Consider the following 20,893-nt stretch of genomic DNA (forward strand, 5'->3'; position numbering starts at 1 on the left):
AATTTATTTATAAATAAATAAAAAGCGCCTAAGTATTATACTTAGGCACTCAATATTAATTATTTTCAGTTTTATTTTCGTTTTCTAATTTTTGGTTAGTTAAAATACTACCTTTTTCTAAATCATCATAATCTTTTTGCTCATCTTCAACTAATTTCTTAGCTTCTGATAATTCTAAAGAAATAAATGTAGTTACACCTCTATTTTGCATTGTAGCACCAAAAAGCGAATCCACCCTACTCATTGTTCCATGTCTATGAGTTATAACAAGGAATTGAGTTTTTGGTTTTAATTGTTGTAAGTATTCTGCATAACGAACCACATTCGCTTCATCTAATGCTGCTTCAACCTCATCCAAAATACATAATGGTAAAGGTCTTGCCTTTAAGATTCCAAAAAGCAATGAGATGGCAATCAATGACTTTTCACCGCCAGAAAACAATTTCAAGTTTTTAATGCTTTTACCTGGGGGTTGTGCTTCAATTTCTACACCTGATTCTAAAATATTATTAGGATCTGTGAAATGTAATTTAGCTCTTCCACCTCCAAACATTGATTGAAATACATTGTTAAATTCTTCATTAACATCATTCACAATATTGCTTAATCTTGAAATAATAATTTTGTCAAATTCAGCAATTGCATTTTCTAAAATTTCTTTAGCTTTAGTTAATTCAGCTTCACCTTTAGTATTTTCGTTATAACGTTCTTCTTCCTCAACTAAGGCTTCCAATGATTCTAAGTTAACATTTCCTAAAGCTTCGATTTCTTCACGTAATTGATGAACAATTTCTTCAGCCTGATCTCTTTTAAGTTCTAATTTATAGTTTAATTCGGCTGTTTCAAGTGTCATTTTATAATGTGAAGCTAATCTTTCTCTTGATTGTTCTAATAATAATTTTGATTTATCTCTTTCACTAGTTTTATTAGAGTAAGAGGTTAAAATTTTTCTTAAAGTTGCTTCTAAATCATCTTTAAGCATTTGATTATTATTTAATTCAGTACTTATATTTTGTAAAGCACCATATTTAGCACGATATTCAGCTTCAATGGCTAATTTTCTATTTTCTAAAACTTCACGATTAGCAATATTAGAATTTTGCTCAACATTAATTTCATTTAAATTGATACTTTGTTGTCTATTTAATGAAGTTAATTTTTGATTATATTCATTAAAAAGGTCTTGATTTGTTGCTTTAGCAGTTACTAAACCCGATTTTTGTTGTTTAAACTGACTATCTAATTCATAAGCATATCTACGTTTATTGGTAATTTCATCAATTTGCTCTTGAATAGTTCTAATTGTTCCTTTCATTCCAGGAATAATAGTTTCTAAGTCTTTGATCTTATCTTCGATATTTAATAAACTTTGGTTTTGAATTTTAGCTCCACCAGAAATTACTCCGCCGGCTCTTACTGTATCACCATCTAAAGTAACTACTAAGTATCTTTTTTCCAAAATATTTGATAAATTTTTAGCATCTTCAATAGTTTCTGAAACTAAAACATTACCCAATAAAAATTTCACTAAAAGTGTATATTCTACCGGAGCTTCGATTAAATCACTAGCTACTCCAATAAAACCTGAATAACTTTGAATTGCTAATAAATGGTCGTCTCTCACACTTTTTGGCTGAATTGAGGCTAAAGGAATAAAAGTGGCCCTTCCGCCATTATTATTTTTCAAGAAATTAACGGCTTTAACAGCAGTTTCTGCCTTATCAACTACTAAATGTTGAACCGAAGAAGCTAAGATAGTATCAATTGCAGTTACATATTCTTTTGGAACTTTAATTAAATCTGCCACAGTTCCTTTTAAAGATTTACCGAATAAAGCTTTATTATCTAAAATAGTTTTAGTTCCTTTGTGTAAAAATGAACTATTTTCCTTTTGTTGTAATAACAAGCTTAAAGTGGTTTCTGATTGAACCAGTGCAGTTCTTTGTTTGTTGATTTTAACACTTAATTCGTTAATTTGAGCGTTGTAATCATCAATTTGTTGGTTATTTGTACTAATTTTTTGATCAATAATTTCAATATCTTTGATAGCGGCATTAATTCTAGCCCCATATTGTTTAATTAATTCTTGGTAAGATTTAATTTGTTCTTCAGTATTGCTATTATTTATTCCATCGGCAATTAATTTATGTCTTTCTTCTTCTTTGGCAAGTAAAATATCCAATTTATTTAATTGCTCTTTAACAGTATCAAAATCAACAGAAAGAGTTTTAAGTTCATTACTTAAAGCACTTTTTTGTTGATTATTATTTAAAATTTTTGAACTCAGAATTTCAATTCTTTCTTCCAAATCTTGTCTGGTTTCATCAACTCCTTCAAGTTCAATTTTTAAATCATTGTACAATTTGCCAAAGAATTTGATGTTATCAACTAATAAACCAACTTCAACTGATTTTAATTCTTCAGCTTTAGCAATATAAATTTTGGCTTTTTCTGCTTGTTTTCTTAAAGGAATCAATTTTCTTTCAATTTCGCTAATTCTAATTCTGATTTGTTCAAGACCTTCTTCAGTTTTAGCCAATTTACTTAAAGCTTCTTTTTTTCTAAATTTATACTTAGAAACCCCAGCAGCTTCTTCAAAAATTGCTTTTCTTTCCTCGGAGGTTGCTTCAGCAATATCACTAACTGTTCCTTGTGAAATAATAGCTAAAGAACTTTTACCAATTCCACTTTCCATCGCAATATCTTTAATATCTTTTTGACGACACACTTCACCATTAAGATAATATTGATTAATACCAGAATTACGCTCTAATACCCGACTAATTGTAATTGTTTGATGAGGCAAGCTACTTAAACCATCTTTATTATCGAAAGTTAAAGTAACAACCGCTTTATCCATTGGTTTAGCAGTTTTAGAACCCGCGAAGATAACATCAGCCATGTTATCACCACGTAATTCTTTAGCACTTCTTTCTCCTAATACTCATTTAATGGCATCATTTATATTACTTTTACCAGAACCATTAGGACCCACAATTCCGGCAACTCCACCATCAAATTTTAAAGTAATTGGATCGGCAAATGATTTAAAACCATGTGCTTCAACTTTAATTAATTTCATAAAGTTGCTCCTTATATTTTTTATGTAAATAATTTATTATTATATTTTATTAAATTATCTTTTTATCGTTTTGAATTAATAAAAAATCGAAATTTTAATTATTTCGATTTTAAAATAATATTTATAAACTCATTTTATCTAAAGCATCTTGAGCTGCATTTTCTTCAGCAATTGCTTTTGATGAACCAGAACCTACTCCATAGATATTGCCTTCATGAATTGCTTTTGCAATAAATAAATTAGGTTCATTATTATCTCTTTCAGTTTCATAAATAACTGCTTTTTTACTTAAACTTTGCATATATTCTTGCAATTGAGTTTTAGGATCTTTTAAACTATTTTCTTTTAAATAGTAATTAGCAGAAGGAAATAAAGTTAAAGCTAAAAAATCTTGAACAGTTTGCATTTTTCTTTGATCAAGAAAAATGGCTGCCACTAAAGCTTCATAAATATCAGCTCCAACTTTATCAGATTGAAGAACTTGTTGATGCATCTGGCCTTTGCCAGTTACTAAAAATTCTTTTAAATTTCACTCTTCACTAATTTTATTCAAATTAGTTGTATTAACCATTCTTGATCTTAATAAAGTTAATTTACCTTCTTTCAATTTACGATATTTAGTAAAAAGAAAGAAGCTAACTGTAAATTGTAAAATTGAATCACCTAAAAATTCTAACTCTTCATATGATTTTAAATTACTTTTATTTTTTACATATGATGAATGCATAAATGCTTGTTCATAAAATTTTAAGTCATTAGGGACAATTTTAAATTTGGCTAAAAACTCAATAAATTTATCTTCTTTAAACATCAATTCCTAATTCATTTTTGATTTTATTTAAAATATCATTTTCTAAAGCTAATTTAATTTGTTTTAAAGCATTATAAAATGCTTTTCGATCAGAAGCACCATGGGCTTTAGCAACTAAAGCATTAACTCCAATTACTCAAGCTGCTCCAACTGAACGATAATCCAATACTTCCGCAGTTGTTTTAAAAGCTTTTTTACTTAATAAAGCACCAATTTTTGTAATAAAAGAAGCTAATAAATTTCTCTTAAGTAATTTAGCAAAATTTTTAATAGCTCCTTCGGTACTTTTGAGCATTAAATTACCTCCGTAGCCATCAATTAAAGCCACATCACAAGAACCAGCTAATAAATCTCTTGGTTCTTGAAAACCAACATAATTGATATTTTGATTTTCTTTTAATAAAGCTTGAGCTTCTTGGATAACTTGAGTTCCTTTATAATCTTCGGTTCCGATATTAATTAAAGCGACTCTTGGGTTATCAATTTTTAATAAAACTTTGGCAAAAGCATTAGCAATAATAGCTCAATCTTGTAAATATTCGGCTTTAGTTTCTAAATTAGCACCAGCATCAAGTAAGAAAAATTTACTTTGATTAATAGTTGGTACAATTGGCATAAATGCTGGTCTTGCCACATTATCTAATCTTTTTGCTTTTAAAGTTGCCATTGATAGTAAAATTCCAGAATCACCAGCTGATAAAACTGCATCAACTTCTTTATTTGTTAATAAATCAAAGCAATCAGACATAGAGGTTTTCTCATGTAAGCTTTTTCTTACATTTTTTTTATCACTTGGGACAGCTAAATTATTTACAATTAATAATCTTTTTTTAACTTCATTATCTTTAATTTGATTTAAACCTGCAATAATTTCTTCTTCATTACCAACTGCATAAATTAAATAATCAGGATTTTCTTTTAAAAATTGAATGCTTGCATACAAGCATTCAAGAGTGCCTAAATCATTTCCGTTAAAATCAAAAGCAATTTTATATTTCATAATAGTTCCTATTCAAAGCCAATTAAATATGGATAATTTGGTTGTTGACCTGCATAAATTTCAACTTCAATCTCATACTGGCTTCTAATGTAAGCTTCAATTTCATCAGTTTCATTTGAATTAGCATCAACACCAGTATAAATAGTAATTTGTTGTAATTCGGGATTGTTTTTATATACTAAATCAATTAACTCTTTTGCACAATCAATCACACTTTTATTAGCATTTTTAATTTTGCCATCTAAAATAGCAATGAAATTATCTTTTTTAATTTTAATACCATCAATTTTAGTGTCACGCACCGCTTGAGTAATTTCCCCTGTTGAAACTAATTGGATTAGATCTAATAAAATTTCTTCATTAGTTTTAGCATTCACTGAATGATCAAAATATTGAGTAGCAATTAAACCTTGTAATTGTGATTTAGTTGGAATAATAAAGACATTTTTGTCATTAATTGCTTGTGCTGCTTGTTGAGCAGCCATAAAAATATTTGAGTTATTTGGTAAAATAAACACATTTTTTGCATTAACTGCATTAATAGCATCATAAATTTCTTGTGCAGAAGGATTTTGGGTTTGTCCACTTTCAATTACAAAATCAGCACCTAAATCTTTCATTTTCTGAATTAAACCTGAACCAAGATTGCATGAAACAATACCACATTCATTGACTAAAGTTGCATCATTATTTAATTTATTTTGATTGACATTTTTATTTTTTGATTCATTAGCTTGTCTTGTCATATTTTCAGACTTAATTTTTAATAATTCACCATATTTTTGTCCAAAGTTTAATAAATCACCTGGTCTTTCAACATGTCCATGAACTTTTAAAATTTCGTTATCTTGTACTACAACTAATGAATTAGCTTTTTTACTTAAAGCTTTTTCAAAAGCAACCTTATCAAATTTAGCAAAATCATCTAATTCAACGATGAATTCAGTGCAATAACCAAATTCGCCTTCATAAACTTCAGTATCGCTCAAGAATTTATCAACTTCAACTACTTCATTACTAATAGCAATTGGATTTCCCAAAATTGCTTGTTGCATTCCATAAATAATAGTGAATAAACCTTCTCCACCTGAATCAGTTACATTAACTTCTCTAAGAATTTTTAATTTATTTGGTGTTTCATTGCATGATTTTCTGGCAAAATTAACTGCTAAATTAAAAAATTCTTCAAAAGTAGTTTGATTATTGATAGCTTTTTCTAAATTTTCAGTAGTTTCACGAATAACAGTTAAAAGAGTTCCTTCAATTGGTTTTAAAACTGAACCATAAGCTTTTTTGGTAGCTTCTTGAAATCCTTTTAGTAAACCAAAAACATCAACACTTTCAACATTGGCAAATCCAAGTGAAAAACCTTTAAAAATTTGACTTAAAATAACTCCTGAATTTCCTCTTGCTCCAAAAAGCATATCTTTTGCCACTTGAGCACTTAAGTCACCTAAATTTTTAGTTGGATTACTTTCTAAAGTTTTAATTGCAGCCTGAATGGTATTAGACATATTAGTTCCAGTATCACCATCTGGGACTGGAAAAACATTTAAAGCATCAATTTTATTTTTGTTATTAATTAAATTATTGGCACCCGAAAGCAATAATGAAGCAAACAGTTTTCCATCCATCAAATTATTCATTTGCAATTCCTTCTATAAAAATATTTAATTTTCCCATTTTTTGTTGTTTTTGTTTCAAAACATAATCTAAACTCTTATTAATTGAAAGCAATAAATCTTTACAATTAGTGTTTTTTAAAATCACAATTGAAACTGTAAAATTTCAACGATTATCAATGAGTTCAGCACTTAAAGGATAAGCTAATTTTTCAGAATTATTTTCATCTAAAATTTGTTTAATCCCAGGTGTTTTTTCTAAAACATCAACAAAAATTTTAATTACATCAATAGTTAACATTATTCCCCTAGAATAAAAGTTTTTTAAACATTTTAACAAAAAAACTATTATTTTTATATTATTAAATAAAAATAATACTTAGTAATGCAAATATATTTCATATTGGTTTTAATAAATGTTTATTTAAATGGGAGATTAAAATGGCAGCATCTTTAGCAAAAGGGATTGTTCTCGAAGTTAAACAAGATTTATCCAATGATACAGCGGGATTTGTTATTTTTTGAACCCCTAAAGAAATTATTCGTTTATATGCACCAGGAATTTATAAGCCAAATTCTAAAAATCGTTTCAATTTATTAATTGGTTCATATTGTGAAATTGAATTTTTTAGAGCAAGATTGACTAAGAGTATGAGTAAATTAATGCGAGCAAATAGCCTAATAAACATTAATTTTGAAAAAATAGAACAAATTAAATTATTTAAAGAATTAACTAAAATAATTAAAAATTTAAATGAATCTAGAATTTCCTTATTTAATTTATATTTAGAAATTTTGCAAAAAATTAATCAATTTGAGATAAGCAAATATCCCTATATTTTGACTTATTTTCTTGCTCAATATTTACCCTTTATTGGATTAGGAACTAATTATTTTAATTGCAGTGAATGTAATAAAAATAATCAAATAGTTGATTTTCAATTCGCCAAAGGCGGATATTTATGTATAAATTGCGCCGGAAATAATCGCAAAATTTTACGCCATTTAAAAGCATATTATCATTTAGCATTAGATTTAGAAAGTTATATTAATTTTGTTGATCAAGATGTAAATAATTTCATCTATGAAGAATTAAAAGATTTGTTAAAAAACAACGGTTTTTATTTATCTTAATTTATAAATGGAATGTAATGCTAATTTAATTTCAGCAAATTAAGATAAAATAAATAATTACATAAATTTTAGAGGAGAAATTATGGCTAAAAAAACTAAAAAAAATAAATTAGCTAAAAATTTATCTGCAATTTTATCATCAACCATTGTTGTGGCAGGTGCCGCTGCGGGTGCTTTTTATGCTTGAAAAAATAAAGATAAATTAACTAATAAAAATCCACAAAAAGATTCAATAATTAAAGAAATTCAACCAACCAGTGTTTTAGATATCCCTTCCAATAATTTCCGAATTATGAATTGAAACATTTTAAATTTTGGAGGTAATAATGTTTCAACAGCAACTTCACCTAAAACTAAAAATATTGCTAAAGCAATTAAATATGCTAATGCCTCAATCATCGGTTTAACTGAAATTAATTTTATTGATAGTCCAGACGAAAAAAGAGATGATAACGCTGTTGTAAGAAGTGTAAGAAATTTAACTAAATTAATTGGTGAAAATTTTAATTATGAAATTTCTAAAAAAGCAATTAATCCTAATTTTCTAAATAGTAGAGAAAATTATGCTTTTATTTATAATCAAAATGAATTTAGTATTGAAAATACTCATTTATTTACTCAAGATAATATTTATGTTCGTCCTCCTTTTGGTGCCTTGTTTAAACATAAAGCAACTAATTATCAATTTTGATATGTAATTGCCCACTTTGATGCACCAGGAGTTAATGAAAAAAATGGCGAAGCGGCAACAGAATATAATGATAATGGTTCACAAGAAATTTTAGAAGCAACCAAAGTGAAAGAAGTTATTTTTGACAAATTAAATGAACTTAGTCCAAATGTCGACATTGTTTTTGGTGGAGATACTAATTTAAAAGTTAAAGCTAATGAAATTTTCGAAAACTTTAAATATAATCAAATTTATAGTGCCTATGTAGATTTTGCTAATCGTTTGGATGATACTTGATATAACACTTCTTTAAGTAAAACTTCAAATGGAGTTGTTAAAAGAAAATATGCTAATCCTTATGATAAGTGATTGTTTAAAGATGAATTAGAAAAAAATATCATTATTGAAGCCAATAGCCCTTATAAAATAGATATTGTTGATTTATATAATAATAATGTTTGAGATAAAAACACCGATTTAAAAGAATGAGCAGCTTTAAACAAAACTTTTAAAGATAATACGAATTTAACTGTTGCTGCCGCAACTAGTGATCATGCACCAATCATTTTAAATATCAAATTACCTAGTGGAAATAATGAAATAAATTAATAAATATTTTGCGAAAGTCTAACAATAATTAAATGTTTTTTTATAATTAAAATGACTTTAACAAAATATTTTTTTATTAAATTAATTTAATTTATTAACTAAGGAGAAAAAATGAAAATTGGTTCAAGCCAAGTTGCAATTGATGCAATTAAAAAATATGACAATATTGTCATATTTCACCACATTAGACCTGATGGTGACTGTTTAGGAAGTCAATCAGGTTTAGCTGAATTAATTAGAAAAAATTTCCCAGAGAAAAAAGTATTTACTCCAGGAAATAATATGAATAATTTTAATTTTATGAATTATCACTTTGATAAAGAAGAAGAAATTGATTTTAATAATTCTTTAGCCATTGTTGTTGATGCTTCATCAAGTGATAGAATTGAATGCGCTAATTTATTATTAGAAAATAAAACAACTGCTAAATTAAGAATTGATCACCATCCAAATGGTAGTGATATTGAATATGACTATTTATGAGTTGATGAACACTATGTAGCAGCTGCTGAAATGATTGCTCAAATTGCTTATGACGCAAATTGAGAAGTAACTAAAAAAGCTGCAGAACATATTTATTTAGGAATTGTAACTGACAGTGGAAGATTTATGTATCCAGATACTTCAAGTCGAACTCATAAATTAGTTGCTTTCTTATACGATGAAGCTAATTTAGAACCAAGTGCGATTTTTAAAGAGTTAAATAAAAGAAATTTAAAAGATCTTAAATTTACAGGTGAAGTTTTAGCTAATTTCAAAAAAGAAGGACGTGTTTTATATTACGAAGTTACTAATGAAGTAATGAATAAATTTAATATGAATGATTTAGAAGCTGCGATATTTGTTGGTGAATTAGCAAATATTGAAGACAATTCATGTTGAGCATTCTTTATACAATTAGCAGATGGCAAGGTAAGAGGTAGATTAAGATCAAATGGACCTAAAGTTAATGAAGTGGCAAAAAAATACAATGGTGGTGGACATGATAATGCTGCCGGAATTACTATTGAATCTTTTGCAATGGTTCCACAAGTTTTAGCTGATTTAAATGAGTGCATTAAAGTTTGAGAGGACCAATAATGTTAATTGGAAATTGACAAGAAATTACTAAAAAAATCGAAGCTTATGATTCCTTAGTAATTTTTCATCATATTAGACCCGATGGAGATTGTTTAGGAAGCCAATTTGGATTAAGAGAATTAATTAGACTTAATTATCCAAATAAAAAAGTTTATGCCATTGGTGATAGTAAGGGAAGTTTTAGCAACTTTTTAACTTTCGATTTTGATGAAATTCCTAGTGATGAAATTTTAAAACAATCATTAGGGATTATTGTGGATGCTAACTTTAAAGAAAGAATTGAATTCAGAGAAGTTTTAGATAAAAATCTTTTTCCTGAAACAATTAGAATTGATCACCATCCGAATGAAGATGATTTAGATAATTGTACAAGATGAGTTGATTCATCTAAAATTGCTGCGGATGAAATGATTACCGAATTAGCTTATCGAAATAATTGAAAAATCGATTCTAAAGCAGCTTCCTACCTATTTTTAGGTATTGTAACTGATAGTGGACGTTTCACTTATTCAAACACTTCAGCAAATACTCATGAATTAGTTGCTCATTTATATAAAAATGGTTTAGAAGCTGACAAAATTTTTGCAGGGTTAGCAGAAAGTTCATTAGAAGACTTAAAATTACAAGGCATTTTAATGGCTAATATGAAAACTGTTGGGCAAGTAGTTTATACATGAATTGATGTAAAAACTGCAAATTCTTTGGGTAAAAAGCCAAATGAAGTTGTTAGACCAAATTTAATTGGTAATTTAAAAGGCTATCCATTTTGAGTTCAATTTATTGAAGAAGAAAATGGCAAAATTAGAGTTGAATACCGTTCAAATGGTCCAATTGTAAGAAATGTTGCTCTTAAATGAGGCGGTGGAGGCCACGAAAGAGCTTCAGGATCAATTTTAGAATCATTTGATTTAATCCCTGATGTAATAGCGGATTGTAATCAAGAAGTTATCAGATGAAAAGAAGAAAATAATAAATAAGAGGAATTATGGCAAAATTTAACAGAGTTTTTATGATTGTAACTGATGGGCTTGGAATTGGGCCAGATAAAGATCAAAAAGCCTTTGGAGATAAAGGGGCAAATACTATTTTATCTGCTTCAAAAAGTTCAATGTTTTTCATTGATACATGAAGAAAATTAGGAATTGGAAATATTACTACCTTAGATGGTAATTATCATGTGAAAAAACCATTAGCATATATGGCCAGAGTGCAAGAAGTTTCAAATGCAAAAGATACTTTAGCTGGCCACTGAGAAATGATGGGAATTAAAACTGAAGTACCATTTCCAACTTTTACTGAAAACGGTTTCCCAGCTGATTTAATTAAGGCATTAGAAGAGGCTTTTGATAACCGTAAAATTATTGGAAACAAAGCCGCTTCAGGAACTGAAATTATTGATGAATTAGCGCAAGAACAAAAAGAAACCGGAGCAATTATTGTTTATACTTCAAATGATTCAGTTCTACAAATTGCTGCTCATGAGGAATGAATCGGTTTAGAAAATCTTTATCGTTATGGTAAAGCGGCTAGAGAAATTTGTTCATCAAAACCTGAATGAAATGTAGGAAGAATTATCGTTAGACCTTTCATTACTGATGAAAATGGCAAATATAAACGTACATTTAATCGTCATGACTATGCAAATCAACCAAGAGAAATGATTTTAAACGAATTACAAAAACAAGGTGTAGAAGTAATTAGTGTTGGTAAAATCAACGATATTTATGTAGGGCAAGGAATTTCAAAACATTATCCTTCAAATGGCGATGGCGATGGAATGGATATTACAATCCAATTAGCTCAAGAAGCTGGTGATAAGAAATTAATTTTCACTAATTTAGTGCAATTTGATTCACACTATGGACACAGAAGAGATGTTGACGGTTATGCTTCAAATATTGCTTTATTAGATAGTAAAATTGGTAAATTAATTAACGTAATGAACGAAGATGATTTATTAATTATGACTAGTGATCATGGTAATGATCCACTTTATCCAGGATTTAACCACACTAGAGAATTATTACCATTAACTATCTTTTCTAAATCATTTAAAGACCCTAAAGTTTTAAATGATGTAAGAGGTTTAGGAACTTCTGGAAATATTATTGCAAGAAACTTTGGAGCAGCTATCGTATCTGAAACAGGTGATGATATTTTTGATCAATTAGTTTAATAATAAAAATAGCGAATATGGCTATAAACAAGTCAAATTCGCTATTTTTTATTTTAAGATGAACGATAATTTTTAATTAATAAAGTAATGGATTTAGCTCTTTTAAGCATGGCATTAGCAAAATATAAAACATTTTCTTCAAATTTATCCATTGGTTGCTTAAAGTCTAAAATCACGTTTTTATTGACAGGATTAATTTCAATTTCTGGCAAACGATTATTTAAAAGAGTCTCTTTTAAATTAGTCATAAATTGATTAAGCTCAAAAATCACTTCATTTTGATTATTAACTAAAACCAAATTATAATTATTTTGATTTTGTGCAAAATATTGATCAACAAAATTTTGCATTTGCAAATATTTATTATTTTTCCTTAATTCTGCTTGATATTCAGAATCACTTGATTTATATAAATAAACATTATTTTTTCACTCTCTTCAAATATTGATTACAGCATGACTGTGGCCATAGGAACCGTCTGATGAACCAGTTGAGCCTAATTTGGAGTAGTCAAAATTAATTTTTCTTTATCAAAAATTTTAGTGTCATATTCAATTTCTAAATTTTCTGCAATTTCAATCAATTTATCGAAAAAATAATTTTCTACATCAGACGCTTCTGCACCTTGAGATTTAAAAAAAGGTCAATCACTAGGAAAATCTCCCTCAGGAAGAAAAATATTTTTATATTCATTAAAAGGCGACTGATTCTTTAATCTCGAAGCAAAATCATTAAATAAAGTATTGATTTCATTATTTAAACGAAACAAATTTTGAACTTGATTACTAATTTTATTTTGATTGTTAGAAGTTGTATCATAAGTTAATGAAGAAATTAATCATTCATAATCTTGATTCAAATTAATGAATTCATTATTAGCAAAATAACCAATGTTTTTGATTTCTTCTGCATTTTGTAATCAATTTTGAATTTTGGAATTCAAACCTAAATTTTCATATCATAAATTAGTAATATTTTTAATTTTTACATATCAACGATAATAGTAATCTAGATAATTTTTTTCATTTCCGTAATCATTAATTTCACTTAGACTTTGATTACCTGTGAAAAAAGTTAATAAATTTTGAAAATTAGTTTGATAACTACTTTCATTTTCCCTTAGTTCTTTATTAAATTCGATATTTAATAAATTGTCTAATTTATCAAAACTGCTTTGACAAGAAATAGCAAAAAGAGCAACACAAGGTGTTGCTATTTTAAAAAGTCAAAGTTTAGGAATTATTCTTATTTTCTTTTTGTTTCTGTGCATATTTTTGTTCTTGCATTCTAATAATGTATTTTAAATCTTTTAGTTCTTTAAGTTTTAAAGGGCGATAATAACCTTCCGGTAATTTTTCAACTGTTAAATTCGCATAAGCTAATCTTTTTAAATTAATCACTTTTTTATTAAAAGCTTTAAATAACTCTTTAACATGGTGATATGAACCGACATGCAAAGTTACTAAATAACTTTTATTATCCACTTGATCTACATATTGATGCGAAATTTTGCCATTTACCATCACACCCTTATTAATTTGTTTTAATTCATTTCGACTCAAAGGCTCATTAATTCTTGCACGATAAGTTCTCGGAATTTCATATTTTGGATGTGTTAATTTATTCACAATTTCTAAATCATTTGTAAGTAATAAAGCGCCAGTAGTATCATAATCTAATCTACCAACAGGTACAATACGGTATTCAGTATCAATTAAATCAACAACAGTTTGTCTTTTAAAAGGATCTTTAACAGTAGTTACAGTTTTTTTAGGTTTATTTAAAAGAAAATAAACTAGTTGATTATCTTTTAAATTTAAGATTTGTCCCTTAACATTAATAATTGCGTTTAAATCAGCAACATCACCTAATTTAGCAACTGTACCATTAACCAAAACTTTGCCTTTTTTAATTAATTCTTCAGCTTCTCTTCTTGAACAATAACCACTTTGGGCTATTAATTTTTGTATTCTTTCCATTTTATTCCATTCATTTTTTATAAATAGCTAGAGCTTCGCTGTCAAAAGTAATTCCTTTATTAATATTATAATCATAATTATGTTTTAAAACCGCTTTAAAACCGGCTTCAAAGTCAGACATTACTAATTCTCTTAATTTTTGCACTCCAGGGAAAGCACGGCCTTGACAAATTTTATCTGCAATAAATAAAATTTTATCTAAAGTATTGAGTTCCAAATCTAAGGTTGTATGAATACTAATTGCTCTAATTAGGTCTCTGTTGCTATTTTTATAAACAAATTCAACTCAAAGAGCGCCACAAATTTGATGCAATTTAAAATTAGGATAAGTTTTTTTATCATATGCATCTAAACCAAAGAAGTGCATAAATTCACGACTTTCAGATTCTGATAATCTCTTAGCAACATCATGAAAAAGTCCAGCATAATAAGCAATTTTGGCATCATATTTAACAGTTTTAGCTAATTCAGCCGCAAATTCAGCCGCTTGTTTACAGTGTTTAGCTCTTGTTGGATCAACTTTTAAAATGTTATGTAAAATTTCAGAAGCATATAAATAATTATTTCCAATATATTCATTTACTTTTTCAGGAGTATAAATTAAATTACCTTCACGAATAGATGTTGACGATTCTGGATAAATAGGGTTATTTAAAATAATTGCCTTATATTTTTTAGCATTAATTTTATTAATTTTGTTAGAACGTTTAAAAATAACCAATTGTACTTTTTGACTTATTTCATCAATATATTCTCATTTATTTAATTTTGGCAATTGATCGCTACCCATTAAAAAAAATAATTCATCATTAGGAAATTTGTTTTTAAAATAACGAATTGTTTCAAAAGTATAACTAACACCACCTCTTTTAGTTTCAAATTCTGAAATTTCAAAATGTGGTTTATCTTCAATAGCTAATTGAATCATTTTAATTCTGTCACTACTAGGAGCATATTTTTTATTTTTTTTAAATGGATTAGCTGCCACAGGAATAAAAATTAATTTATCTAAATTTAACTGTTCAAAAGCAAATTGAGCAATTTTTAAATGCCCTTCATGAATGGGGTTAAATGAACCTCCAAAAAGTCCAATTTTCATTTTATTTCTCCTTTTTATCTTCTAGAGTTGGAATACTAAAAAATCTTAAATGTTTAGTTTTAGCTTTGTTAACTAAAACATCAGCTGTATTTAAACTAGCATTATGATATTGACGATTTATTGTTTTAATTATACTTTTTACTTTTTTTATTTTGGGATTTTCCACAAAAGAATCAATTGTTATATCATAAGGATTAGTTGAAAACAATTTAAGTTGAATGCCAACTTCTGAAGCATTAACTAAATTCATTAGTCTAACTCCAATTCCTCTTAAACCTTCTCCATTTCAAAGTGAATGAAGTAAATAAATTAAATGATGCATAATTTCATCTAAATTATTAGTCGGGAATTCCAATTTTTCTTGTTTAGAATGTCAATGTTTATCAACATCACGTAAATTAATAGCTACAACATATGCTAATAAATTTTTATCTTGTGCTTGTTTAGTAACTCGAGTAGCTAATGATCTAGCCATTTTTAATAAATCTTCAAATTCATCTATATTATAGTAAGGAAAAGTATAATCAGCTCCCAAACTTTTAGCTTCAGTTACTGCATTATTAACATAAGAAGAACCTTTACCATTGGCTTCATCTAAAACAATTTTTAAACGTGAACGAAATAAATTGTTTAATTCCAAATCATTAGGATTAGCATTAGCTAATTGTCCAATTGTATTAAAACCTAATTTTTTTAATTTACTTTCAGTTGCTTTACCAATGCCAAAAAATTCACCAATATTTAAAGGTCAAATTTCGCTTTTATAGTTGGTATTATCTATAACTTTTAAACCAAAAGGTTTACCAAGACCAGAAGCCATTTTAGCTAAAAATTTATTTTCACTAATTCCAACAGTGACAGGAATTTTGAATTTGTACAAAATATCCTTCTGAATTTTTGTTGCTAGAATTAACGGATCTGTTTCATTAATTATGTCGGTTACATCTAATCAAAATTCATCAATTGAAAAAATTTCCATTTTATCTGTAAATTTTTCCTTAACAAATTGAAATATTTGATTCGATATAGTGGTATATAGTTCAAAATCAGGCTCAACAAAAATAGTTTTCGATTCAACTTGTAAAATTCGATAAACTGGTCAACCAGCCTTTACACCCTTATTTTTAAGTTCATAACTAATTGAAGTTGCAATTGAGCGACTTAATTTACGCCCAACAGCAACGGGTTTATTCATTAAATTAGGTTCAACACTACGATGAGCACTGACAAAATAAGAATCGAAGTCGATGTGAAAAATGGTTTTTTTATACATTTGTTAAAGATTGTTTGATTGCTCTTGGTAACATTAAAACGCAATTTATTCGATTTTGATGCACTTTAATATTTTCAAAAACTAATAATTTATTTAAAAACTCAATATTTGCTTCATTTAAATCTAATTCTTGATTAATCATTAATTCATATTTCATTAATAATTCTTGTGCCTGAGAAATATTTAAGCCTTTTAATCTATCAATTAATAAATCAGTTGATGCTAAAAAGAAAACACATCCTGCACCAGCAAAATTTAATTCTGTGATTTGATTATTGTCAATTTTTAAATTTAATTGTAAGTGATCAGAGCAAGTTTCACCAAATTTTTCTATTTTATTCTCAGCAATTGAAGCAACTTTATTATTAGGCTTTAAATAATGTTGCATTAAAATTTCTCTTTTTTGTTGATCGTTATAAAACAAGAAAATCACCACCTTCTTTTAAAACTTCTACTAATATATCTATTTCTTCCTCGGTATTATAAACACCCAAACTAACTCTAACAAATGATTCATTATTATTAATATTTCTTAAATATTGAGCACAAAAAATTCCTGAACGTACATAAATATTTTTAGTTGCTAAATAATGTGCAATATCTTGAGTACCAGTATTTTTGATTGTAAATAAAATAATATGGTCATCTTTAGGATTATATAAAGTTAAATTTGGCACTGTTTGTAATTTTTCATAAGCATAATTACTTAATTCTTTCAGTCTTTTTTGCGTGAAATTATAACCAATATAAGAATTAAAAAAGTTAATTGATTCACTGAAAAAATAAATAGCTGCTAAATCAGGAGTGCCTGGTTCAAAACTGCTGTCATTATTTTTTAGTTGCATAATACCGCAAGCATCAATCTTATCAACTACTCCTCCACCTACAAAAGCAGGAGTAAGTTGCTTACTTAATTCTTCTTTGATTGCAAGAATACCAAAACCAGTGGGGCCATAAAATTTATTAGCACTAAAAACAACTACATTTGAATGCTTAAAATCGACAGGTTCAGAAATAATTGCTTGAGCTGCATCATTAATTATTAAAATATTATTTAATTTAGCCTTAGCGTAAATTGCTTTCATATCAATTGTTTCGTATAAAGAATTACTCTTTTGACTAAAAGCAATGATTTTGGTTTTTGGATTAATAGCATCCAAAATGTTTTCACTAAAAACAACTTTAGCTTTTTTTTCATTCGCAATATTAATTCACGGACCAATATTAGAAGAGTGATTATAAGCAGAAAGTAAAATTTCATCATCAGTTTGAATTCAATTTTTTAACATTAAAGCAATTTTATTTAATGAATCAGTTGCTCCAGAAGTGAAAATAATTTTGTCATTTTCATTAGCATTAATTAAATTACGCACTTGATTTCTTAAAGTAGTAATTTTATTTTTATTTTCAATTCCAATTGTACTTTCACTGGTTCTAGTACTTACTGCATATTGAGTATAAAATTCATTCATTTTTTGAATTGCCACTGAGGGCTTTTGAGCCATTGCAGAATTATCAAAGTAAACAATATCTTTTAATAAAGGAAAAAAATTTCTAATTTGTTTCATAAAAGCAATTTTATATTATTGATAAATACAAAAAATACAAAAAATTTAATTTTTTTGCCCATTTTTACTAAATTTTATGATTTTTTATTTCTTAAAGTAAATTGACAAAATTAAAGTGCTTTTATATTTATTTTTCCTTGATTTTTGTGGTAGAATAAATCCATACTTTGATAAAAAATAGAAATGTATAAAGAAAATAAATAAATTTCACATTAAAATATTATTTATATATTATAATGTGAAAGCATTTTTTTAATTAAACTAACGTTAAAGGAGGAAGTCATGAGACAAACTACAATTATTAATCGTGAAAAAGCAAATAAAAAATGATATGTTGTTGATGCTCAAGGACAAATTTTAGGTCGTTTAGCTACTTTTGTTGCTTCTGTATTAAGAGGTAAAAATAAACCAACATTCACTCCAAATGCTGATATGGGTGACAATGTTATTATTATTAATGCAGATAAAATTGTTTTATCAGGTAACAAAGAAGAAGATAAAATGTACCACCACCACTCAGGATACCCTGGTGGTTTAAAAAGCATTACAGCTGCTAAATTAAGAGTTAAAAAACCAACTGCATTGGTTGAAAAAGCAATTTCAGGTATGATTCCTCATACTAAATTAGGAAACAAACAACGTAAAAATCTTTATGTATACGCTGGCTCAACACACAATCACGAAGCACAACAACCAGAAAGTTTAGAGGTGAAATAATATGGCTGATCAAATTTTATACCGTGGATTAGGACGTCGTAAATCTTCAACAGCACGTGTTATTTTAAAACCTGGTACAGGTAAATTTACAATTAACAACCGTGATGCAAAACAATACTTGACTTCTGATTTATACATTCAAGATGCTGAACAACCATTAGTTTTAACAGAAACAAAAGGTACATTTGACATTATTGTTAATGTACGTGGTGGTGGTTTAAGTGGACAAGCAGGAGCAATTCGTTTAGGTATTGCAAGAGCTTTATTAGTAGCAAGTGATTCATATCGTGCTAAACTTAAACCAGAAGGTATGTTAACAAGAGATGCGCGTATTAAAGAACGTAAAAAACCTGGTCTTAATGCTGCTCGTCGTGCTCGTCAATTCTCAAAACGTTAGTTTTTAAAAATTATTTATTCTTTCCAATGAATTATGGTATAATTCATTGGCATAAGCGAGCGTAGCTCAGCTGGTTAGAGCACACGACTGATAATCGTGAGGTCGATGGTTCAAGTCCATTCGTTCGCACCATTTCACATAAGTGACTAAAACTCCTATAAAAAGGAGTTTTTTTATTTATTTTACAAAATAAAGTAAAATTTAATTAGATTAAAATACAAGGGTGCCGCAAGGCTGAGATCAAACCTTCAAGCAGATCATGGTAATTCATGCGTTGCAAGTATTAAACTTAAACAAAATATCCCCCTTGTATTAATCTAAAATAAAGAGAGGATATTTTTTATTTATGAAAAAATTAGCATTTTTACCTTTAACATTTTTATCACCATTAGCTTTAATTAGTGCTGGGTGCCAAAAGACAGAAAAAACTGATGATGATTCACTTAAAAAAACTAATGATGATTCACTTAAAAAAACTAATGATGATTCACTTAAAAATTGAGACAAAAATTTAGTAATCAATAATGGATGAATTAATCCAGGTTTTAAAGGAACCAAAATTGAAACTGAATTTTTAAAATTAGTTACTGCTAAATTTAATGAAATCAAAAATAAAGATCCAAAATTAGCTTCTTTACCTGATGTAACTATTTCAATTAATGGCGAATACAGTAAAAGTCAATTATTGCAAGATTTAAAATCAAATAAATTAGATGCTGACTTTGGAATTCTACCTTATCACACATTTGCAGAGGAAATTAAAAATGAAGCTGAATTAACAGAATTTAATTTACCTTTAACTGTGCAAACTTCAACTTTAAGATTCATTTGAACTCCAAAAGAAAATAATCAGGATGCATATATTGCACACACTGAAGAATCATACTTTGACTTGCAAGCCCAAAATGAAAATGAGCAACAATTCAAAGCTTATGGGGAATTTCCTGATTGAAAAGATGATGATTCAAGATTAAAATTTGACGGTTCAAAATATGCAGTATTTTATGCTGATGACACCATTGATTTTTATTCAGGTTCAATTTTAATTTCAGGAAATAAAGCAACAAGAGATAAGATTAAAGCAGCCTGAGATGCTCGTAATTGAGATCAATTTGTTGCTTTTGGAATTACTTTCAAAAAGACAAGTTCTGGTGGAGCTTATAAATATCAAATTAACCGTTTAGCAAAACATTTCAATAAACCATTAGCAGAAGTACATCAATACTTTATTCAAGATAATAATCCAAATGTATTAAAAGGTAATGATGTTTCAGGAACTTTAGGTAAAAGTCAAGAAAATGGAAAAGTTTATCACATTGCATTTGATGACAATGGTTCATTTAACTGAACTGCTAAATCTTGAGGAACTGAATTATTCAAACCTACTAATTTTGTTGCAAAACAAGCATATGATAGTGAAACCAATGATGTAGTAAGAGTAATGACAACTACTGATTGAGCACCATATGACATAATGTTTGCTAGAAGAGGAATGAATGCTAAACAAAATGAAATTATGCAACAGGTTTTAGCTTCTTTAACCAAAGAACAAAATACATATGGTATTTTTACAGGTTTTAACTTATTTAAAGCTACCACTTTACAAGAATTTAAAAAATATCTTGCACAACAACATAAAGCTGAAGGTAGAGAACATTCTTTAGTACTTAACTAAT

20 protein-coding genes and 1 tRNA gene are annotated in these 20,893 nt (G+C 27.5%); 9 read left to right on the top strand and 12 right to left on the bottom strand.

Features of this window, described 5'->3' with window-relative positions; translation table 4 throughout:
• Positions 1-55: 55 nt before the first annotated feature.
• The 5 genes from Q346_RS03680 to Q346_RS0100150 form a co-directional block, all read right to left on the bottom strand.
• Positions 56-3,082, bottom strand: coding sequence for an AAA family ATPase (locus tag Q346_RS03680; RefSeq protein ID WP_051521762.1), 3,027 nt, complete (start codon positions 3,080-3,082; stop codon positions 56-58).
• Between the two features lie 121 nt (positions 3,083-3,203).
• On the bottom strand, positions 3,204-3,893 hold the full coding sequence (gene rnc / locus Q346_RS0100135) for a ribonuclease III (RefSeq protein WP_036437790.1): 690 nt from the start codon (positions 3,891-3,893) through the stop codon (positions 3,204-3,206).
• Positions 3,886-4,893, bottom strand: a complete 1,008-nt coding sequence (gene plsX / locus Q346_RS0100140) for a phosphate acyltransferase PlsX (protein WP_027332535.1) — start codon at positions 4,891-4,893, stop codon at positions 3,886-3,888. The genes rnc and plsX overlap by 8 nt, the downstream gene beginning before the upstream one ends.
• An 8-nt stretch (positions 4,894-4,901) precedes the next feature.
• Positions 4,902-6,539, bottom strand: a complete 1,638-nt coding sequence (locus tag Q346_RS0100145) for a DAK2 domain-containing protein (protein ID WP_027332536.1) — start codon at positions 6,537-6,539, stop codon at positions 4,902-4,904.
• The gene (locus Q346_RS0100150) at positions 6,532-6,816 is read right to left on the bottom strand and encodes a hypothetical protein (protein WP_027332537.1); all 285 of its coding nucleotides are present in this window, start codon (positions 6,814-6,816) and stop codon (positions 6,532-6,534) included. The genes Q346_RS0100145 and Q346_RS0100150 overlap by 8 nt, the downstream gene beginning before the upstream one ends.
• A gap of 140 nt (positions 6,817-6,956) precedes the next feature.
• On the opposite strand from Q346_RS0100150, the gene recO reads away from it, so the two are divergent.
• The 5 genes from recO (at position 6,957) to Q346_RS0100175 (ending at position 12,184) form a co-directional block, all read left to right on the top strand.
• Complete coding sequence (gene recO, locus Q346_RS0100155; RefSeq protein ID WP_027332538.1) at positions 6,957-7,649, top strand: DNA repair protein RecO; 693 nt, start codon at positions 6,957-6,959, stop codon at positions 7,647-7,649.
• Between the two features lie 82 nt (positions 7,650-7,731).
• The gene (locus tag Q346_RS0100160) at positions 7,732-8,928 is read left to right on the top strand and encodes an MnuA family membrane nuclease (protein WP_027332539.1); all 1,197 of its coding nucleotides are present in this window, start codon (positions 7,732-7,734) and stop codon (positions 8,926-8,928) included.
• A gap of 111 nt (positions 8,929-9,039) precedes the next feature.
• The gene (locus Q346_RS0100165) at positions 9,040-10,008 is read left to right on the top strand and encodes a DHH family phosphoesterase (protein ID WP_027332540.1); all 969 of its coding nucleotides are present in this window, start codon (positions 9,040-9,042) and stop codon (positions 10,006-10,008) included.
• Positions 10,008-10,985 (top strand): DHH family phosphoesterase, encoded by a 978-nt coding sequence (locus Q346_RS0100170; protein WP_027332541.1) that lies wholly within the window; start codon positions 10,008-10,010, stop codon positions 10,983-10,985. The genes Q346_RS0100165 and Q346_RS0100170 overlap by 1 nt, the downstream gene beginning before the upstream one ends.
• An 8-nt stretch (positions 10,986-10,993) precedes the next feature.
• Complete coding sequence (locus tag Q346_RS0100175; RefSeq protein WP_027332542.1) at positions 10,994-12,184, top strand: phosphopentomutase; 1,191 nt, start codon at positions 10,994-10,996, stop codon at positions 12,182-12,184.
• Positions 12,185-12,237: 53 nt separating this feature from the next.
• On the opposite strand, the gene Q346_RS0100180 is transcribed toward Q346_RS0100175, so the two are convergent.
• The 7 genes from Q346_RS0100180 to Q346_RS0100210 form a co-directional block, all read right to left on the bottom strand.
• A complete protein-coding gene (locus Q346_RS0100180; protein ID WP_027332543.1) occupies positions 12,238-12,534 on the bottom strand; it encodes a hypothetical protein in 297 nt (98 codons plus the stop codon).
• Positions 12,535-12,680: 146 nt separating this feature from the next.
• Positions 12,681-13,454, bottom strand: coding sequence for an MAG0770 family lipoprotein (locus Q346_RS0100185; protein ID WP_027332544.1), 774 nt, complete (start codon positions 13,452-13,454; stop codon positions 12,681-12,683).
• Entirely contained in the window at positions 13,417-14,163 is a 747-nt protein-coding gene (locus tag Q346_RS0100190; RefSeq protein WP_036437793.1) for a pseudouridine synthase, read from the bottom strand. The genes Q346_RS0100185 and Q346_RS0100190 overlap by 38 nt, the downstream gene beginning before the upstream one ends.
• Before the next feature lies 1 nt (position 14,164).
• Positions 14,165-15,262 carry a nicotinate-nucleotide adenylyltransferase gene (locus tag Q346_RS0100195; RefSeq protein ID WP_027332546.1) on the bottom strand — a complete coding sequence of 366 codons (1,098 nt, stop codon included), beginning with the start codon at positions 15,260-15,262 and terminating at the stop codon, positions 14,165-14,167.
• 1 nt (position 15,263) lies between these two features.
• Entirely contained in the window at positions 15,264-16,535 is a 1,272-nt protein-coding gene (locus Q346_RS03685; RefSeq protein ID WP_051521763.1) for a Y-family DNA polymerase, read from the bottom strand.
• A complete protein-coding gene (locus Q346_RS0100205; protein WP_051521782.1) occupies positions 16,528-16,923 on the bottom strand; it encodes an iron-sulfur cluster assembly scaffold protein in 396 nt (131 codons plus the stop codon). The genes Q346_RS03685 and Q346_RS0100205 overlap by 8 nt, the downstream gene beginning before the upstream one ends.
• Positions 16,924-16,948: 25 nt before the next feature.
• Positions 16,949-18,103 carry an aminotransferase class V-fold PLP-dependent enzyme gene (locus Q346_RS0100210; protein WP_027332548.1) on the bottom strand — a complete coding sequence of 385 codons (1,155 nt, stop codon included), beginning with the start codon at positions 18,101-18,103 and terminating at the stop codon, positions 16,949-16,951.
• Between the two features lie 282 nt (positions 18,104-18,385).
• Between Q346_RS0100210 and rplM the strand changes: the two genes are divergently transcribed.
• From rplM to cypl, 4 genes are all read left to right on the top strand, one after another.
• A complete protein-coding gene (gene rplM, locus Q346_RS0100215; protein WP_027332549.1) occupies positions 18,386-18,820 on the top strand; it encodes a 50S ribosomal protein L13 in 435 nt (144 codons plus the stop codon).
• A gap of 1 nt (position 18,821) precedes the next feature.
• Positions 18,822-19,217, top strand: a complete 396-nt coding sequence (gene rpsI / locus Q346_RS0100220; protein WP_027332550.1) for a 30S ribosomal protein S9 — start codon at positions 18,822-18,824, stop codon at positions 19,215-19,217.
• Positions 19,218-19,272: 55 nt separating this feature from the next.
• Positions 19,273-19,349: transfer RNA gene (locus Q346_RS0100225), tRNA-Ile, on the top strand.
• 214 nt (positions 19,350-19,563) lie between these two features.
• Positions 19,564-20,892, top strand: a complete 1,329-nt coding sequence (gene cypl / locus Q346_RS03690; RefSeq protein WP_036437799.1) for an ABC transporter thiamine pyrophosphate-binding lipoprotein p37/Cypl — start codon at positions 19,564-19,566, stop codon at positions 20,890-20,892.
• Position 20,893 lies beyond the last annotated feature (1 nt).

The organism is Mycoplasmopsis gallinarum DSM 19816 (assembly GCF_000621085.1).
In the GTDB taxonomy this organism is placed as follows: Bacteria; Bacillota_I; Bacilli_A; order Mycoplasmatales; family Metamycoplasmataceae; genus Mycoplasmopsis; species Mycoplasmopsis gallinarum.